14 protein-coding genes and 2 pseudogenes are annotated in these 17,277 nt (G+C 71.7%); 10 read left to right on the forward strand and 6 right to left on the reverse strand.

Going from position 1 to position 17,277, the window contains the following annotated elements; all coding sequences use genetic code 11:
* The first annotated feature begins 1 nt into the window (after position 1).
* From M3147_RS02050 to M3147_RS02070, 5 genes are all read left to right on the forward strand, one after another.
* On the forward strand, positions 2–1,765 hold the full coding sequence (locus M3147_RS02050) for a type IV secretory system conjugative DNA transfer family protein (protein WP_251201805.1): 1,764 nt from the start codon (positions 2–4) through the stop codon (positions 1,763–1,765).
* 74 nt (positions 1,766–1,839) lie between these two features.
* Entirely contained in the window at positions 1,840–2,322 is a 483-nt protein-coding gene (locus M3147_RS02055; RefSeq protein WP_251201806.1) for a single-stranded DNA-binding protein, read from the forward strand.
* Between the two features lie 14 nt (positions 2,323–2,336).
* Entirely contained in the window at positions 2,337–2,891 is a 555-nt protein-coding gene (locus M3147_RS02060) for a DUF4913 domain-containing protein (protein ID WP_251201807.1), read from the forward strand.
* 196 nt (positions 2,892–3,087) lie between these two features.
* Positions 3,088–3,612, forward strand: coding sequence for a hypothetical protein (locus M3147_RS02065; protein ID WP_251201808.1), 525 nt, complete (start codon positions 3,088–3,090; stop codon positions 3,610–3,612).
* A gap of 146 nt (positions 3,613–3,758) precedes the next feature.
* Positions 3,759–8,624 carry a helicase-related protein gene (locus M3147_RS02070; protein ID WP_251201809.1) on the forward strand — a complete coding sequence of 1,622 codons (4,866 nt, stop codon included), beginning with the start codon at positions 3,759–3,761 and terminating at the stop codon, positions 8,622–8,624.
* Positions 8,625–8,633: 9 nt separating this feature from the next.
* On the opposite strand, the gene M3147_RS02075 is transcribed toward M3147_RS02070, so the two are convergent.
* Together M3147_RS02075 and M3147_RS02080 are read right to left on the reverse strand one after the other, a co-directional pair.
* The gene (locus tag M3147_RS02075) at positions 8,634–8,999 is read right to left on the reverse strand and encodes a hypothetical protein (protein ID WP_251201810.1); all 366 of its coding nucleotides are present in this window, start codon (positions 8,997–8,999) and stop codon (positions 8,634–8,636) included.
* A gap of 366 nt (positions 9,000–9,365) precedes the next feature.
* Complete coding sequence (locus tag M3147_RS02080; protein ID WP_251202134.1) at positions 9,366–10,856, reverse strand: recombinase family protein; 1,491 nt, start codon at positions 10,854–10,856, stop codon at positions 9,366–9,368.
* Positions 10,857–11,152: 296 nt separating this feature from the next.
* On the opposite strand from M3147_RS02080, the pseudogene M3147_RS02085 reads away from it, so the two are divergent.
* The 5 genes and pseudogenes from M3147_RS02085 to M3147_RS02105 form a co-directional block, all read left to right on the forward strand.
* Positions 11,153–11,644: pseudogene (locus M3147_RS02085) on the forward strand (ATPase, T2SS/T4P/T4SS family); the annotation flags it as partial.
* Entirely contained in the window at positions 11,641–12,654 is a 1,014-nt protein-coding gene (locus M3147_RS02090; protein WP_251201811.1) for a type II secretion system F family protein, read from the forward strand. The pseudogene M3147_RS02085 and the gene M3147_RS02090, both read left to right, overlap by 4 nt.
* 59 nt (positions 12,655–12,713) lie before the next feature.
* On the forward strand, positions 12,714–12,980 hold the full coding sequence (locus tag M3147_RS02095) for a DUF4244 domain-containing protein (RefSeq protein ID WP_251201812.1): 267 nt from the start codon (positions 12,714–12,716) through the stop codon (positions 12,978–12,980).
* 22 nt (positions 12,981–13,002) lie between these two features.
* Positions 13,003–13,314, forward strand: a complete 312-nt coding sequence (locus tag M3147_RS02100) for a TadE family type IV pilus minor pilin (protein ID WP_251201813.1) — start codon at positions 13,003–13,005, stop codon at positions 13,312–13,314.
* A pseudogene (locus M3147_RS02105) lies at positions 13,314–13,610 on the forward strand (Rv3654c family TadE-like protein); the annotation flags it as partial. The gene M3147_RS02100 and the pseudogene M3147_RS02105, both read left to right, overlap by 1 nt.
* A 95-nt stretch (positions 13,611–13,705) precedes the next feature.
* Here M3147_RS02105 and M3147_RS02110 read toward each other — a convergent pair.
* The 4 genes from M3147_RS02110 to M3147_RS02125 form a co-directional block, all read right to left on the reverse strand.
* Entirely contained in the window at positions 13,706–14,917 is a 1,212-nt protein-coding gene (locus tag M3147_RS02110; protein ID WP_251201814.1) for a hypothetical protein, read from the reverse strand.
* 57 nt (positions 14,918–14,974) lie between these two features.
* Positions 14,975–15,658 carry a response regulator transcription factor gene (locus M3147_RS02115; protein ID WP_251201815.1) on the reverse strand — a complete coding sequence of 228 codons (684 nt, stop codon included), beginning with the start codon at positions 15,656–15,658 and terminating at the stop codon, positions 14,975–14,977.
* Entirely contained in the window at positions 15,655–16,887 is a 1,233-nt protein-coding gene (locus M3147_RS19465; protein WP_251201816.1) for a sensor histidine kinase, read from the reverse strand. Before M3147_RS19465 ends, M3147_RS02115 begins: the two co-directional genes overlap by 4 nt.
* Before the next feature lie 121 nt (positions 16,888–17,008).
* Positions 17,009–17,245, reverse strand: coding sequence for a hypothetical protein (locus M3147_RS02125; RefSeq protein ID WP_230767642.1), 237 nt, complete (start codon positions 17,243–17,245; stop codon positions 17,009–17,011).
* Positions 17,246–17,277: the final 32 nt, after the last annotated feature.

A 17,277-nucleotide genomic window follows, 5' to 3' on the forward strand; every position in this document is an offset into this window, starting at 1 on the left:
CATGACGACGGGACGCGGCCCCGAAGACCTGCTCGCGAACCTCGGCATCGGCCTACTCGTCGCCGTCGCCGGATTCGCCGGGGTGCTGCGGGTCGCCGGGACGATCGCGGCGTTCCTGACCGGGGCGCCGCAGCCGGCAGGCGGCATCGAGGCCGGCCTCGGTGTGCTGCTGCGTCCCGGCGACCCCGGCGATCCACTTGGTGCGCCGGGGCTGAACCCGGTCGTCTACTGGATAGTGACGGGCCTGCTGCTCGCCGTCCTCGGCGTCGCAGGCTGGTGGGGCTGGTCGCTGCTGCGGCGGCACTCGACGGCGACCCGCCGCGACCCGCACCGCATCCAGGGCACCGCGACCGGCGCGGAGGTCGCCCAGGCCGCCTCCAGTCGGGCGCTACTGCGCCGCGCCTCCACGCTGCGACCGGCGGTCGCGGAGCCGAAGCCGGCCGACGTCGGCTACCTGCTCGGCCGCTCGCACGGGCGCCAGGTGTGGGCGTCGGTGGAGGACAGCATCCTGCTGATCGGCCCGCCGCGGGCGGGCAAGGGCATGTTCGTCGCGATCAACGCGATCCTCGACGCCCCGGGCGCGGTCGTGACCACCTCGACCCGACCCGACAACCTCACCGCAACGCTTCGCGCAAGGCTCCGCCGCGGCCCCGTGGCGGTGTTCGACCCACAGCACCTGGCCGAAGGCGTGCCGGCCGGACTGCGCTGGTCGCCGGTGCGTGGCTGCGAAACTCCGCTGACTGCGATGATCCGCGCGACGGGACTGGCCGCCGGGACCGGGCTGTCCTCGGGTGGGGTCGAGGGCGGCGGGTTCTGGGAGGGCAAGACCCGCACCGCGCTCCAGGCGCTCCTGCACGCCGCGGCCCTCGACGGGCGAGGGGCCGCCGAGCTGTTCCGCTGGACCCTAGACCCGACCGCCGCCGCCGAGGCCGTCGCGATCCTCACCGCACACCCGCAGGCGGCGACCGGATGGGCCGAGTCGCTGGAGGCGATGATCCACGCCGACCCCCGCACCCGCGACTCGATCTGGCAAGGCGTCTCCCTCGCGTTGAGCTGCCTGGCGGACCCGCGCGTGCTGGAAGCGGTCACCCCGCGCCCCGGCGAGGACTTCGACCCCGCGGCGTTCCTCACCCAGCGCGGGACGCTCTACCTGCTGGCGACCTCCGCGGGCGCCGGCGGTTCCTCGGCGCTGGTCTCCGCGTTCGTCGAAGACCTTGTGGAGACCGCCAGGCACCTGGCCGCGACCTCACCCGGCGCTCGCCTGGACCCGCCGCTGCTGCTCGCGCTGGACGAGATCGGGAACCTCGCGCCCCTGCCGAGCCTGCCCACGCTGATGGCGGAGGGCGGCGGCACGGGGATCACGACCATGCCCGTGTTGCAGTCCCTCGCCCAGGCGCGGGAGAAGTGGGGCGAGAATGCCGCCGCCGCGATCTGGGACGCCTCCATCGTCAAGATCATCCTCGGCGGCGCGTCCGGCTCACGCGACCTGCAAGACCTGTCGACCCTCATCGGGGAGCGAGATGAGACCACCCACTCGGACACGATCGGCGACCGCGGATCGCGCTCCTCGCAACGCTCCGTGCGCCGCGTGGCCGTGATGCCGCCCGAGACGATCCGCACCCTGCCCTTCGGCACCGGGATCACACTGCTGCGCTCGGCCCCGCCGATCGTCACCGATCTGCGGGCATGGACAAGCCGCGAGGACGCCGCGACGCTGAAGGCCGACCGTGCCGAGATCGAGGCATCGCTGCGGCGTCCCGCATGACTGGCAGCGGGCGCGCACCTGCCTGATGGGAACGGCCGCGGCTGGCGGCTGTCACGACAGGCAAGGAGCACGACGTGAGCATCCAGACCCAGCAGTCACTGACCGGGTTCATCGCCACGGAGCCGCAGCTGACCACGACCTCAAAGGAGCAGGCCCGGTTCTACGCCAGGGTCGGCGTGCGGCATCAGCGCGTGGAGCCGGACGGCACCACGACCGACCTCGAGCCGACGTTCCACCACCTCGTCCTGTTCCGCGCCGCCGCCAAGCGCGCTCACGCCCAGTTCGCAAAGGACGACAGCTTCGTCGCCAGCGGCCGCGTTCACGCCTTCACCTACGAGCGGGACGGCAAGACGATCCCCGACGAGGAGTTCATCGCGACCGCGATCGGCCACGACAGCCTGCGCACCCGGTACGGCGTCGACCGCAGCCGGCGCGCCGGGCAGGCCGTGGAGGTGGACGCCGCCGAGCGCCCTACGCCGCGACCGCGCCGCAAGCCGGCCCCGATCGGCGACGCGCCGCAGCGCCCGTCCGCAGAGTCCACCGCGGTCGCCCTCTGAACGGCGGGCCTGCCATGAGCACCCCCGACGAGACCCCGCGCGAGCCTGCCCCCGACGCTGGCCCGGAGCTGCTGCCGGAGCCGCCGCACCCGGTGAACTGGAACATTCTGACCGCCGACGAGGCCGAGACCGAGTGGCTGGAGCTCAACGCCTGGGTGAACTGGCTACGCCGCACCTACGGGCTGCCGGCCGCGGTGATCCCGCCGCTGTGGCACCGACACCCCGAGCTCGTCTGGGAACTGAGCGCTCTGCACCTGCACTGGCTGGGCGCCTACGACCCGGAGCAGAACGGGTCGGCACCGCTGGGCTGGCACCGCGACTTCGCCGACGCCCGGCACCGGCTGCGCGATTGGGTCGCCGCATCCGGCACCCGACTGGACCGCGACCGCCCGACCCGGCAGACGGTGTGGCCGGGCGAGGAACCGGCCGAGCCGGTCGAGGAGACGCCGATCACCGACCGGGACGTGGACTTCGTGCAGCACGTCCTCGATGACGTCGCCCGCCGCCGGGCGGCAGAGGACGAGTTCTACCGCAGCCTCGACCCGGACACGGGCGAGATCCACCCCTGAACCTCGGCGACCGATCACGGGAGAACCCATGCGTGACGCGGAAGTGGCCTGATGGCTGCGCGCCGGAATCGTGACCCGCATCCCGGTCAGCTCGCGTTCGACCTGTGGGGGCTGGACGAGCAGACCGCCGACGAGTCGTTGGCCGCCGCGCTCGCATCCGACACGCCAGACGAAACGACCGGGGAGGAGCACGTCGATGAACAAGTACGCGGCAGCAGCCAGAGCGCATTGGGAGAGGACGGCCCCGACGAGGCTTCACGCGCTGGAGAACCCGGAGGAGTTTTTCACGAACCTGGGCCTTCAGGTGCAGGCGGAAGTGTCGGACCTGATGGCAATGCTGGCTGGGACGCGATCTTCGGAGCAGAATTACTTGCGGGAGGTCGCCCGGCTGGTGACGGCCCGGCGGATCGCGGAGGAGGTCGTGATGGCACAGCTGGTGTGGATCGGCGACCCGGAGCTGCCGCTGGAGCAGGCCCGCGAGGAGTGGGAGCAGACCCGGCCCTCGGACGAGAACCTCGTGATCTGGGCCGAGCGGATGCAGGACTCCCCGGACTTGATGCCCTCGACGGTGGAGCTGGAGCAGATGGCGAACGACTGGGCGGTGCCGGTGGCCTTCCTCGAGGGCCTGGTGGCGACCGAGCCGCCGCGGGACTACCTGCGGGAGAACCAGGCCGTGCTGCAGGAGGCGGCGACGATCCGCTTCCTGCGCGAACTGAGCTAGCCGCCCCACCTCGGTTCGTCCCGGCATCGCAGGACGACCTGGCCCCTTCGGGGCCGAAGGCCCGGTTCCAGGCGAACACCGCTGCGATTCGGCTGGCGCACGCGCTAGCGGCTGAGAACCGGGGGGCGACTGCTGAGGAGCAGCAGGTGCTTGCCCGCTGGTCGAGCTGGGGGGCGCTGCCCGATGTGTTCGATGCGGCCAAGGACGGCTGGGATGTCGAACGCGCCGAGCTGCGCGGTCTGCTCGACGAGGCGGAGTGGGACGCCGCGGCCCGCACGACGATCAACGCCCACTACACCGACCCGTTGATCGTCCGGCAGATGTGGCGAGCGATGAGCGCGCTCGGCTTCACCGGCGGCGCCGTGCTGGAACCCGGTTCAGGGGCGGGGACGTTCATCGGGCTCGCGCCGGGCTCGGCGCAGATGACCGGCGTCGAGCTGGACCCGGTGACGGCGGCGATCAGCCAGGGCCTCTACCCGCACGCGACGATCCGCGCCGAGTCGTTCGCCGACACCCGCCTGCCCGAAGGGCACTTCGATGCGGCGATCGGCAACGTGCCGTTCGCCGGCGTCGTCCTGCACGATCCGGTCCACAACGGCACCAAGCAGACGATGCACAACCACTTCATCCTGAAGTCGCTGCGGCTGACCCGGCCCGGCGGGCTCGTCGCGGTGCTGACCTCGCATTACACGATGGACGCGCAGAATCCCGGCGCACGCCGGGAGATGAACGCCCTGGCGGATCTCGTCGGGGCGATCCGCCTGCCCACCGGCGCGCACCGCCGCGCGGCTGGCACTGAGGTGCTCACCGATCTGCTCATCTTCCGCCGCCGCGAGGACGGTCGGCCACCGGCCGACGACCTGTGGGAGACCGTCACGCCGGTCAGCATCGACGGGCGACTGGTGAAGATCAACGCCTACTTCGACCATCGGCCCGAGCGGATGCTCGGCGCCGTCGGCGTGCAGCAGGGCATGTACGGGGCGGACACGCTCACCGTCACCGGCGACCTCTCCGAGCTGGAGAGCACCCTGGCGCTCGCCGTGGATGAGATCGTGTTCGCCGGGCGTCGGCTCGGGCTGACGATGAGCGAACGCACCGCGGCACAGCAGTCCCGCCGTGCCGCGTTCACCCCGTCAGCGCCGGCCGTGTGGGACGGCAGCATCGTCCCGGTCGACGGCGGAGAGTTCGCGACCGTCGCCTCCGGGGCGCTGGAACCGTTCGCCGTGCCCAAGTCGGCGGCGACCGAGCTGCGCGCCCTGCTCGGGCTGCGCGACCGGGCCACGACCCTGCTGATGCTGGAGTCGGCGACGGTGGACGACACGATCGAGGTCACCGAGGCGCGGGCCGCGCTGCGCCGCGACTACCAGAAGTACCTTGGCAAATACGGCCCCCTCAACCGCTACACGCTACGGCCGACCGGGCGGCAGAACCCCGCCGGGGACGACACCTACGCGCGGATCGTGCCGACCCCGATCCGGCTGCTGCGCTCCGACCCGTTCGGGCCACTGGTGATCGCATTGGAGCAGTTCGACGACACCGAGCAGACGGCCACGCCGGCGGCGATCATGACCCGCCGTGTCGTCGCCCCGCGCCCGGAGGTGCAGGGCGTGGAGACCCCCGCTGACGCGATCGCGGTGAGCCTGGACCGCACTGGCGGCATCGACCCGACCCTGATCGCCGACCTGCTGGGCATGCCCGAGCACGAGGCACGCCGGGCGCTGGCCGGGATGGTGTTCACCGATCCCGTCGGCGGCGAGCTCGTCCACGCCCCCGCCTACCTGTCCGGTGACGTGCGGGGGAAGTTGGAGGCCGCCAAGGCGCGCGCCGCTGACGAGCCCGCGTTCCAGGCGAACGCCGACGCGCTGGCCGCCGTGCTGCCGCCCGCGCTCGGCGTCGAGGACATCACCGCGCGCTTGGGCGCGGTGTGGATCAGCGAACGCATCCACGAGGACTTCCTCAACGCGATCCTGAAGACCTCCGACGTGCGGGTGGAGAACGCGCTGCCGGGCATGTGGGAGGTCCGCGGCGGGCGAGCGGGGGTGCTGTCCACGAGCGAATGGGGCACCGAGCGGCGCCCCGCGCCCGACATCGCCCAAGCCGTCATGGAGCAGAAGACGTTACTCGTCTACGACGAGGTGGAAGACGTCGGCGGGAAGATCCGCCGCGTCCTGAACCCGATCGAGACGACGGCCGCGCAGGAGAAGGCCGACCTGATCCAAGAGCGGTTCGGCGAGTGGGTGTGGGAAGACCCGGCCCGCGCCGCGGCGCTGGTCGAGGAGTACAACCGGCGCTTCAACTCCATCGTCCTGCGCGACTACAGCGATGCGGGCGACTACCTCTCGCTGCCCGGCATGGCGGCGAGCTTCGAGCCGCGTCCGCACCAGCGGGCCGCGGTCGCCCGCATGATCGCCGAGCCCTCGGCCGGTCTGTTCCATGAGGTCGGTGCCGGGAAGACGGCCGAGATGGTGATGGGTGCGATGGAGATGCGCCGCATGGGCCTGATCGCCAAGCCCGTCGTTGTCGTGCCGAATCACATGCTGGAGCAGGTCGGCCGGGAGTGGTTGCAGATCTACCCGCAGGCCCGCATCCTCGCCGTCTCCAGCGGTGACCTGACTGCGGACAAGCGCCGCACCTTCGTCGCTCGCGCCGCAGCGAACGAGTGGGATGCCGTGATCTTGACGCAGGGGGCGTTCGCGAAGATCCCACTGCGCACGGAGACCCAGCAGGCGTACATCCGCTCGCAGGTCGATGACGTCAAGCAGGTGCTCGACCAGGCCGAGGGCGAGGACCGGATGAGCGTCAAGCGCATCCAGCGCAAGCTCCTGGCCCTGGAGAACAAGCTCAAGGACCGCACCGACACCTCCCGCGACGTCGGGGTCTGCTTCGAGGACACCGGGATCGACTACGTGATCGTCGACGAGATGCACATGTACAAGAACCTCGCCACGGAGTCCAACATTCGCGACGCCTTGATCGAGGGCTCCGACCGTGCGACCGACCTGCACATGAAGCTCGAGTACCTGCGCTCGCAGGGTCGGGAGCGGGTCGTCACCGGCGCTACGGCGACCCCGATCTCCAACTCGGTCACCGAGGCATACGTGATGCAGCGCTATCTGCGTCCCGACCTGCTCGACGCGGCCGGCATCGGGGCCTTCGACGCCTGGGCGGCGACGTTCGGGCAGACCGTCACGCAGATGGAGATGGCCCCGACCGGGAACAACACGTTCCGCATGAAGACCCGCTTCGCGAAGTTTTCGAACGTGCCGGAGATGCTCAAGATGTGGTCGATCTTCGCCGACGTGAAGACCGCCGAAGACCTGCAACTGCCCACCCCCGACCTCGTTGCCCGCGACGACGGACAGCGCGTCCCGGCGACCGTGCCGGTGCAGCCGACCGTGGAGCTCGAACGGTTCATCGAGCACCTGGGGGCGCGGGCGGAGAAGATCGCCGCGAAGGCGGTTCCGCCCACTGAGGACAACATGCTCAATGTGTCCACCGACGGCCGCAAGGCCGCCCTGGACATTCGCATGATCGTCCCGAACCGGCCCTCCGGCCCGACGAAGATCGACGCGGCCGCGGACGCGATCCACCGGGTATGGGAGCGCACGCGCGACAACGAGTACCTCGACGTCATCACCGGGCAGCCCTCGCCGGTGCGCGGGGCGTTGCAGCTGGTGTTCTCTGATATCGGGACGCCGAACCCCGATCGCTGGAACGCCTACGACGAGTTGCACGCCCAGCTCGTGATGCGCGGGATGCCGGGCGAGGCGATCCGGTTCATGCACGAGGCCAAGACCGACACGGACAAGGCGCGCCTGTTCGCCGCCGCCCGTGCCGGGCACATCGCCGTGCTGCTCGGCTCGACGGAGAAGATGGGCGTCGGCACGAACGTCCAGGCCCGCGCCGTCGCGCTCTACCACCTGGACTGCCCCTGGCGCCCGTCGGATATTGCCCAGCGCGAGGGCCGGATCATGCGACAGGGCAATCAGAACGCGGAGGTCGCGATCGTCCGATTCGTGACGGAGCGATCCTTCGACTCTTACATGTGGCAGGGCGTCGAGCGGAAGGCGACGTTCATCGCCCAGCTCATGCGTGGCCGGCTCGACACCCGCGAGATCGAGGAGATCGACTCGTCGGCTCTGTCCGCCGCGGAGGCGAAGGCGATCAGCTCCGGCAACCCTCTGCTGCTGGAGCACTCCACGATCCAGAACGAGGTGACCAGGCTGCGCCGGCTGGAACGTGCCTATCACCGTAACGAGTCGATGCTGATCCACAGCCGCGACCGCGCCCGCGGCGACGCACGCCGCGCCGGGAACGATATCGAGCATCTGGAGGCGGCGCTGCCGCGCATCCGCGATACCTCCGGCGAGAACTTCCGTATCGAACTGCGCGGCACGCACTACGACTCGCGGGTCGACGCCGCGCATGCGCTCGCCCGGTGGGCGCACGACTCGGACCTGAAGTGGGCGCCGAAGTACGCGACCCGCGACTACGGCGTCATCGGGCGCATCAGCGGATTCGACGTCCACCTGGGCACGCTGCCGATGCTCGGCGATCTGCTCATGGAGATCACGCTCGACGGCGTGCCACGCAGCGGCTTCACCATCTCCCGCGACATCTTCCTCGAGGGCGGCGTCGGTGTGATCCAGCGCATCGAGAACCGCGTCTCGGGCATCCCCACCCTGCTCGGCCACGCGCGCGACGACCTCGCCGTCGCCGAGCAGACCATCGCCGAGACGGAGGAACGCATCGGCCAACCGTTCCGGTACGCGGGCGCCCTGGCCGAGTCAGAGACCGACCTGGCCCGTGTCGAGGCGCAGCTCGCCGCGATGCAGGACGGCGGAGACCTGCCGCCCGCCGTCGAGGAGGCCCGGATCACCGTGGAGGCCGTCCGCGCGCACCGGCCGACGCTCGGTGTGCGGGCCGACCCCGACCGCACTGTGGCCGACCTCGCCGTCGTCGAGCGTTCGACGGCGGCGGCGCAACGCGAAGGACCGCAGTTCGGGTTCTGAGGTCGAGCCTCAGAACAGGGTTGGCGCGTCAGGGCCAGCGGCGGACGGACGTGTCCCGAACGACGAGGACGGCGCCAGCCGCTGCCGCGCGGGCGCCTGCTCGGCCTCGGGCATGAGGCGGCTCGCCAGGACGGCCTTGACGTCGCTCCACAGGTCCGGGCGGTCCAGGTGCGCGTCCTTCTGGCAGTCGCGGGCCAGATCGCTCAGGAACCGCTCTCGGCGGGCCGGCGTCGACATCTGCTCGTCGTAGAAACCGTGGATGTCGTAGTCCGCGATGAACCCGAAATAGCCGTGCGTGGAGAGCCCGAGATACAGCGGGCGGGTGAACCGCTCACGAGGGAAGTCGTCGGCGATGAATCGCAGCAGGGAGTTCACGAACCGCGCCTTGCGCTCTGGGGTGCCCGAGTCCCAGCCCGAGTCGGCGAACTGCTCCGGCCGGTATCGAGGGGTCGCCATGATGCTGCTCCGCTTCTTCGCCACGGGTAGACACCCGCATCATGAAGGTGCGCGCCGCCACGGCGGGTGCGATTCGCGCACCTGTAGGTCATGGGCGAGACAAGGACAGAGCACGCTACTCCCGGCGAGTTCGCGAACGATCCGCTCCCGCCGAACTTCGATGTGGTGGCCTGGACGCGAGAAGCATGCGAGGCATCGGGGGTGCCGTTCGCGGTCGAGGACCCGGTGGTGCTAGGCCGGCTCCGCGCGCTCATGGAGCATCCGGCCTGACCGGGCACCCTCCCGTCATGCCTTAAAGGTGAGCTGGACGCGCTCGGGCCGGAAACGGGAACCACCGTTCGCGTAGGGCTGCACGACGAGGCTGTCGATCAGCGCGGTCAAGATCGCGCGCTTCTGCGGGACCGTCCACTCGTGTTCCCAGGCATGCCGGAGAGCCGCTTCGTCGCCGATTGGGAGCCCTTTGAGTGCCGACCCGCGGTTCACCCTGCCGAGAGCCAGTTCTGCGTCGTGAACGGCGCCCTGCGCCGCGACGCGACCCGCGTGGTACTCGCTGCGACTCAGCATGCCTGCCCCGTAGTCACGGGCGAGGTCTTCCATACGTTCGCGCGCGGCCATGATCCGTCCCATCGCCTCCGCGACCGCCCCGCCTGTCTCGGGAGTATCTGTCGGGAGCGTGGTCACGGCGAGGCGGGCGATCACCGCTTCCCTGACGACGGCCTCCAGCCCGGATGCGCTGACCGACAGGCCGCCTCGCTCGGGATGCCCCGGCACGGGCATGCAGCGGTAGTAGCGACGCTTGGCGTCCGAAGGACCGTGGGTGTTCTTGCCTGACACCAGTCCTGACCCGCACTTCCCGCAGGTCGCGATCGCCGAGAGCAGGTTGATCGAGGATGCGCCGACGCGCCGGTCGGGATTGGAGAGCATGGCCCGGATGCGAGTTGTTTCCTCCGGGGTGATGATCGCGGGCCAGTTTCCTGGCCCGAGGATCTCCCGTCCGTTGGGGGCGTCGCCGCGCTTGCGGCCCGGCTCATATGCCCGCTGCCCACTGATCCGCGCGGAGACGAGGATCGACTTCACAGTGGTCGCGTGCCACACCCCGAGCGTCTTCCCCGTCCCCGCTTGCGGTGCAGGGAACCCGGACTCTTCGTTCAGCCAAGCGGTGATCGATCGCAGCGACTGACCAGCCAGGAACCTGTCGGCTATCTCTCGGACCACCGCGGCCTGTTCTGGAATCAGCACACCGCCGGTGCCGTATCCGAACTTCGCTGCGCCGTGCCAGTCGCCGCGCTCGGCCTTCTGCCGGTTCGCGCGGCGGATGCGGTCGGCCTTGTGCCCGGACTCGTAGGCGGCCATCGCAACGAGCTGGCGGGCCATCAGCCGGCCCTCGTGGGTGTTGAGGTCGAATGCGCCGCCCATGACGGCCTCGATGCGGATCGGATGCGTCTCCACGAGGTCGATCAAGTCCTCGAGCTCGCGGGGTCGCCGATACAGGCGGTCGACGTGCCACACCACGACACGCGAGGGGCCGAGCTTGATCCGGGCGAGCATCCTTGCGAAGTCCGGCCGCTTCTTGTCTAGGTAGGCCGACGTGTCGTTGTCCATGAATACGTCGCCCTCGGCGACGTCCAAGCCCAGCCGGGCACACAACGCGAGGCAGTCGTCTCGCTGCCGTTCGACGCCGGCTTCTTCCCCGGTGCGGTCCTCGCTGATCCGCAGATATACCAGCACCTGCTCGGTGATCGTCCCGGTGCTGCTCGTCGTTGCCCTAGAGAGCATCACGACCACCTCGATCGGAGCCCTGCCCCATCGACGCATCGAACGCGAACTGAACCAGCGCCCGGAGCATCTCCCCAGAGGAGCGATCGACAGCCCGGCGGGTTGTCCGCAACGTCGCCGCCACGACTAAGTTGTTCTCGCGGCAGTACCGCTGAATGTCTCGTCGCTGCGCCTCCGTATCCCTGCCAGCGTCTCGCGCGCGGGCCACCCGCACGTACACCGCGACGTTCCTCTTGCGTTCGACATCCATGCCGATCACCTCCACTGAACAGGTGCGTCAGATGCACCAAGTGGAGAAGACCACGCTCCTCGCCGCGCTCCTCGGCGCGGCGCCGCCGCACGAGCGCATCGTCGTCATCGAAGACGTGGGCGAGGCGGTCATCGGGCACCCGCACGTCGTGTCGCTCGAAGCGCGGCAGCCGAACCTCGAGGGCGCCGGACGCATCGGGCTCGACGCGCTGGTGCGCGAGGCGCTGCGCATGCGCCCGGATCGGCTCGTGGTGGGCGAGTGCCGAGGCGCCGAACTGCGGGAACTCCTCTCGGCGCTGAACACCGGGCACGACGGGGGTGCAGGCACGATGCACGCGAACTCGCTCGCCGACGTCCCCGCGCGGCTCGAGGCGCTCGGGGCGTCGGCGGGGCTCTCCACCGCCGCGGTCGCACGGCAGGCGGTCAGCGCATTCGACCTCGTGCTGCATCTCGAGCGGCACGGTGGGGTGCGCACGCTCGCCTCGATCGGGCGACTCGTGCTCGACCACGATCGGCTCGGCGTGGAGGTCGACCGGTGAGCGCCGCCGCGCCCGAGCAGGCGCCCACTCGCCCGAGACGCCGGTTCCCGGTGACCCGCCGCCCCGGCGGCGCCGACGAGGAATCGACGATCGAGCGGGCGGCGGCCGTCGCGGAGCAGCTGGCGACCCTGCTGTCCGCCGGGGTCGGCGTCGCCGCGGCGTGGTCGCACCTCGACCCGGCCTCCGACCCCGCCGCCGGCCGCCGGACGGACGCGGGCGGCGGCGCACTTACGGACCCGATCGCCGCCGCCGCAGCCGCCGCGCGCGAGGGACTCCCGGTGCACGACGCGCTGCGCCGCAGCGAATCCAGCGGGCCGTGGCGGGCGCTCGCCGCGGCGTGGGAGATCGCCGCCGCGTGCGGAGCACCGTTGGCCGGCAGCCTGCGCGAGCTGTCCACCGCGCTGCGCGACGAGGCGCAGCTGCGGCGCGAGGTGCGCACCGCGCTCGCGGGGCCGAACGCGAGCGCTCGCCTCGTCGCCTGGCTCCCCGTCATCGCGATCGGCTTCGGCCTCGTGCTCGGGTTCGACACGCTCGGCGTGCTGCTCGGCTCGCCGCTCGGCCTCGGCTGCCTGCTCGCCGGAACTGCGCTCCTCTGGGCCGGGCGCCGGTGGAATCGGGCGCTCGCCGCGCGGGCCTCGCGCGGCTCCGCGGATGCCGGGCTCGAGTACGACCTGCTGGCGATCGCGTTGACCGGCGGGGTCTCCCTCGACCGGGCACGGACCCTCGTCGCGACGGCCTTGTCGGATGGTGACGGCCCCACCGGCACGATCGAGATCGACCGGATCGTCGGACTCGCCGCCGCGGCCGGCGCCCCGGTCGCCGAACTGCTGCGGGCCGAGGCGTTCCGGGTCCGTCGTGCGGCGCGCGCCCAGGGCATCGCCCGGGCCGCGGCCCTCGGGGTGCGTCTGATGATCCCGCTCGGGGTCTGCGTGCTCCCGGCGTTCGTCCTGCTGGGGGTCGCGCCCCTCGTCATCTCGGTCGTCTCCGGCACCTTCTCGGGCGCCGGATGACCGCCCTGCTCGTGCCACCACCGACCGCGGCAGCGGCCAGACAAGAAGAGAGGGATCTCATGAATCATCGAACGCGTCCGCACGGGAGCACGACCACGCCCGAGGTGACCGCGGGCGGCGCCGTCGCGGACAGGCCCGATCCGCGGCATCGTCGGGGCGGGCTCTGGCGACGTCTCGCCGGCGAGCGCGGCGCCGCCACCGCGGAGTACGCCGTCGCCACCATGGCGGCGGTGGGCTTCGCCGGGCTCCTCGTCGTCATCCTGCGCGGTGACGAGGTGCGCGGCATCCTCACCGACCTCGTGCGGAATGCGCTCAGCGTCGGCTGAGTCGCGGCGCGAGCGGGGCAGCGTGACCGCGGAGCTCGCGGTCGCGCTGCCCGCGGTCGCCGCGGTGCTCGCGCTCTGCCTCGGCGCCGTGCTGCTCGCCGCACAGCAGGTGCGCCTGAGCGACGGCGCCGCCGATGCCGCCCGGGCCCTCGGACGGGGCGAGTCGGAGTCGACGGCTGCCGCGATCGCCGCCCGGGTGTCGGGGGCCGACGTGGCGGTCGGCTCCACGAACGACGGAACGTTCGTGTGCGCGACACTCCGCGCCTCCGCCGCCGGGCTGCTCTCCGCCATCGAACTGCGGGCGTCCTCCTGCGCGCTGGCCGGGGGACGCTGATGTCCGGCTCCGTGCTCGCGGTCGGTGTGGTCGGTGCGTGCGCAGCCACGGCGCTCGCTGCACTCCCGCTGCTCGGCGTGCACGTCGAACGACAGCGTGCCGGGCACGCTGCGGATGCCGCTGCGCTCGCCGCGGCCGATGCCTTGAGCGGCGCGGTCCCAGGCGTGCCGTGCGAACTGGCCGCCGAACTCGCACGCCGGAACGGGGCGACCCTCACCGCGTGCGAAGTCGAGGGGGCGACCGCGACCGTCGCCGTCGAGATCGAGCTGCCGCTCGGCTCGGTGGCGGCGCGGGCGAAAGCCGGGCCGCCATCGACCCGCCGCACCGCAGCCGGTCAGCGCGGGGCGGGCGCCGGCCCGCTATCGGCCGGCGCCCGCGCGTCCGCAGCGGCTCAGCGGAGCGGCCGGGGCTCTCGGTCCTCCAGCGCGTCGAGTTCCGCGAGCCTGCGCTCGCGGTCCCGGTCCGCGTCCACCTTCCTGGACTTCCTGGCCTCCCGCCCGTGCGGGCGGGACGGTGCGATCGGCTGGGTGGCTCGATGCATGGCGTAGCCCCACGCGGCGAGCGCGAGCAGCGGACCCCACAGCCAGAAGGGGAACAGCAGCACGATCTCGAGGAACGGCAGCCCCTCGCGCCCCATGTTCTCCAAGCCGGTCAGCAGGAACTCCAGCCCGTTGGCGAAGAACAGCACGGCGACGACGACCGCGGGGATCACGGCGAGGCCGACCGGAACGGGGCGGCCCCCGATCACCGCGAGCCACGGCGAGAAGCGCTCGCCCCACGGCAGGATGAGGCCGAGCGTGAGCACGCCGCCGGTGAGCATCGCGGCGCCGAGGAGCAGCCCCGTCGGCAGCATGGCCGGCTCTCTCGCGAACAGTTCGGCGCTCCCGCCGAACAGCGGCCAGGGAGTCAACCAGGAAGCCCGCGCGATCGTGTACGGCAGGGCGCACGCGGCCGCGAGGACGGTGATCCAGGTGCGCCGGCGCAGCACGAAGGCGGCGAATCGCCCGTACGGCGGGCGCGCCGACCCGATGGCCCACAGCACGAGAGCGGCGGCGACGATCAGATAGGCCGCCGTCGTCCCGATGAAGGGCAACTGCTCGCCGAGCGCGACGACGAAGCGGGGCACGAACGAGCCCGCGTCGAGCAGGTGTGCGCCCGTGGCGACGATCACGACGACGACCGCAGTCACGGCGATCCCGATCAGCGGGTGCCGCACCGTGAGCAGCACCACCGCCGAGATGACCAGGGCGACCGTCACGAAGGCGAAGACGTACCCCGCGGCCGGGATCACTCCGCCCGGAGCGAGCAGGATCGTCCCGCAGGCCAGCACGGCTGCGGCGAGGCGGGTGCCCGCCCGTGCGCGCGTGCCCCCGTGTTCGGCGGCGTAGGCGCGCAAGCTGACGGCGATGCCCGCGACCCCGAGCAGCAGGCTGAGGATCGCGGACAGGGTGGGATCGAGCCAACGGTCGATCAGCCCCGGCGGGACCTCGACGTACCAGTCGGCGACGTCCGCGACGGACAGTCTGAGGAGTGCCAGCGCGGCGATGACCGACGACGCGGCGACGGCCAGCAATGGAAAGAGGAGTCTCGTTCGTGCGTGCATGCGCTCACGCTAGGAATCAGCGAACGGGCGCCGCATCGCCCGGCCGGGCGGACCGCCTCACCCGCGCGGGTGATCCTCGCGCTCGCCCGCTCGGAGCACGCCGTGCTCGTAGGCCCAGATCACCACATGGATCCGGTCGGGCAGGCCGAGCTTCGCCAGCACCGCCTTGACATGCGTCTTGACGGTGTTCGGCGAGAGGTAGAGCCGGCGGGCGATCTCGTCGTTGGAGACCCCGGTCGCGAGCAGACGGACGACCTCCTGTTCTCGCGGGCTCAGCGTGAGCATCGTCGCGGAGCCGGACGCGGCCCGAGGGGCGGGCCCGCGGCGGACGAAGTCGATGAGGGCCTCGACCGCGCGATCGCCGAGCACGGGCTCTCCAGCCGCAACCGCCGCGACCGCGTTCGCGAGCTCGTCCGGCGCGGCGTCTTTCGTCAGGAAGCCGCTGGCTCCGGAGCGAATGGCCCCGAGCACGTACTCGTCGAGGTCGAACGTGGTCAGCACCAGCACGCGGACGGCCGGTCGGAGGCGCAGCACCTCGGCGGTCGCACCGATGCCGTCGGTGCCCGGCATGCGCACGTCCATGAGGACGACGTCGACCGCGTGATCCCGCACGAACGCGATGGCCTCGTCGCCGGAGCGCACCGAACCGACCACCTCGATCCGTTCGTCCCGACCGAGCATGAGTGCGAGCGGCTCTCGCAGCAGGTCCTGGTCGTCGGCCAACAGGAGCCGCACGGTCATCGCGCCGTCCTCTCCGCCGGGCTGGTCGAGTTCGAGCCCGCCTCATGGTCGCACGGCAGCACCGCGCGCACCGCCCACCCGGCCCGTCCGCCCTCGCGCCCTTCCTCTTCGTGCCCCTCCGGCCCCGCCGAGAACCGGCCTCCGGCCCAGCGCACCCGCTCGGCGAGACCGAGGAGCCCGGTCCCCGTGCCGAGTCCGTGGTCACGCCGCCCGGCACCTCCGTCGTCGCGCACGGCGGCGTCGAGCTCCCGCGGCAACCAGTGCAGCGCGACCGTCACGCGCAGGGGCGGGACGGTGTGCCGGATCGCGTTCGTCAGGGCCTCCCGCACGACGTGGTGCAGGGCGAGCATCGCAGCCGGAGCCAGACGCCCGGGGTCGCCGCGTTCGTCGAGGACCACGTCGAGCTGCGGGGTCCGCGCGTCCGCGATCAGCGCCCGCACCGCGTCCAGGTCCGGCGCGGGGGAGAGCGGGGCGGCGTCGGTGACGATCCCGTGCATGCCGCGCAGCGCGTCGCGCCCGGTCCGCATCACGACCTCGAGCGCTCGGGTGCTGGTCCGCGGATCCTCCGTCAGGAATGCCCGGGCGACCTCGGCCTGGGCGACCATGACGGTTACCGCGTGGGCGACGACATCGTGGAGGTCGCGGCTGATGCGGCCCCGCTCCGCGATGACGGCTCGGTCGGCTTGCATCCTGGCGGCGTCCGCGACCCGGATCCTGCGAGACCGCTCCAGCGCTCCGAACGCCCACGCGGCGGCATTGACCGCGGCGAGCCCGACGAAGGAGCCGAACCGGAGCGTGGCATCGGGGAGGCCGGTGGCGAGCAGCGCGACGATGCCGGAACCGGCGACGCCCACGGCCAGCGCGACGACGCTGGTGCGCAGTCCGCATTGCACCGTGACCTGCACCAGGCACAGCAGGAACGCGATCGAGGAGGGCGAGAGCGTCGCTGAGACGGGGCCGCTCTGGGGGAGCAGGGCGAGGGCGAGCATCACGATGCTCGCGCCGACGAACGCCGCACGGGGATACCGGAGCGCCGCGAACGACGTGGCGTGCAGCACCGCGAAGAGACCGATGGCGAGCCACTGGACGACCGGCGGCCCGGCGGCATCGAGCACGGAGACGACGGTGGCGGGGAACAGGACGATCGTGAGCGCGGCCGTCGTGATGACCTCGGGCCGCAGCCAGAAGCGCGCGAGCGCGCGTCCCGGCCCCGATTCCCGTGCTCTCACGCCCCCATGCTCTCATCCGCCCGCGCTTGTCGGTATCGCACCGGTGGGCGACGCGGTCGCCGCTTCGGCCCGGGACCCGCCGCTGGGCGCGGGATCACGGAACCCGCCGCTCGGCGCGGGATCAGTCGAAGACGGTCTCGATGAATCGGTAGTCGACCGCGGTCGGACGGGCATCGCCCGGTCCATCGAACTCGAGGCCGGCGCCGCGCGCGTAGACATAGCGCTTGCCGGCGTCGGCGTTCAATTCGATGCGCGGCCGGGGGTCGCCACTGTCGAGGAACGCGGTCGCGACGGTCTTGCCTTCGAGCGGCCCGTCGATCAGCTTGGCGGTGTACGAGCCCGAGGATGACGTGTCCATGCGGTCATTCTCCTCCGCCCATGTCGAACCGC

This window comes from Agromyces mediolanus, from assembly GCF_023715325.1.
Lineage (GTDB): Bacteria > Actinomycetota > Actinomycetes > Actinomycetales > Microbacteriaceae > Agromyces > Agromyces mediolanus_A.